Genomic DNA, 1,238 nt, shown 5'->3' with positions numbered 1-1,238 from the left:
TGTAGTGGTCAACTAATCCCGGACAGTATTTTAAGGTTTTCCTCAGCTGCAACGGGCGGAATGCCATCGTTGAATGCGTGAGGTCGCTGCCGGTTGTAATAGTCCATCAGATAGCCACCCACATCTTTTTTTGCCTCGGGCAAGTTCCGATATCCCTGGGCCGGTATCCATTCAGATTTCAGGCTCCGGAACAGTCTCTCCATCGGGGCGTTGTCCCAGCAGTTGCCGCGCCGGCTCATGCTTTGTGTCATTTGATAGCGCCAGAGTCTCTGGCGGAGCTTACGGCTGGCGTACTGGCTCCCCTGGTCCGAGTGGAACATGACTTTCTCCGGTTGACCACGCTGCTCCCAGGCGTGGTCCAGAGCTTTGACGACCAGGTCGGCATCCGGGCTGGATGACATCGCCCAGCCAACAACGCGTCGGGCGTACAGATCCAGCACGACAGCAAGATAGCTCCACCGCTGACCGCTCCAGACGTATGTGATGTCACCACACCACGCCTGGTTTGGCTGGTCCACCGTAAATTCACGAGCCAGATAGTTCGGAATGTCTGGTCGCTCAACGGTGGCCTGCTTGTAGGCGTGAGGGCCAGGTTGCTTGCAAATCAGCCCCAGCTCACTCATCAGTCGTCGAACCTTGAAACGACCAATGGCAACGCCGTCGTCATTGAGCATGCCCTTGATTGTTCTGCTGCCGGCAGAGCTGCGGCTCTTGGTGAACAGGCGGTTTACCCGAGCCTTCAGGGCCAGACGCTCAACGTCTATATGGTTCCGCCGTTGGCGGTATTCGTAATAGCTGGAGCGGCTGATATCGAACGCATTGCAGACCATTTCAACAGGCACTTGCTCACTCAATTGGTCTATCAGTGCGTACGATTCAGGTCGTCCGACATCAAGAGAGCGGTAGCCTTTTTTAGTATGGTCTTCTCCATCTCAAGGCGTTTGCAGCGGGCTTCCAGCTCCTGAATCCGACGTTGTTCCGGGGTCAAGGCCTTGCCCTTCGGGGTAATGCCTTCTCGCTCATCTGTCAGCTGTTGAACCCAGCGCCGCAAAGCGCTTTCACCCACGCCCAAGGACGTACAAGCCTGGGCAATGGTGTAACCTTGATCCAGCACCAGGCTGGCTGCTTCCTGTTTGAACTCAGGAGTAAAGGAACGTCGTTTTCTGGTCATCAGACACCTCGTTTATGGTGGCAATATTACCACCTACGTTGGTGTCCGGAATCATTGAACCACTACA

General features: G+C 55.4%; 1 protein-coding gene. It reads right to left on the bottom strand.

Annotation, left to right across the window (positions count from 1 at the left end; translation table 11 throughout):
• Nucleotides 1–8 precede the first annotated feature (8 nt).
• A protein-coding gene (locus ACUN9X_RS18825; protein ID WP_445474035.1) for an IS3 family transposase occupies nucleotides 9–1,171 on the bottom strand; the annotation gives its coding sequence in 2 pieces (ribosomal slippage) (nucleotides 9–916 and nucleotides 916–1,171; 1,164 coding nt in all).
• Between the last annotated feature and the right edge of the window lie 67 nt (nucleotides 1,172–1,238).

This window comes from Marinobacter sp. V032 (assembly GCF_052645435.1).
This window is presented reverse-complemented; position numbering and strand designations above follow the sequence as displayed.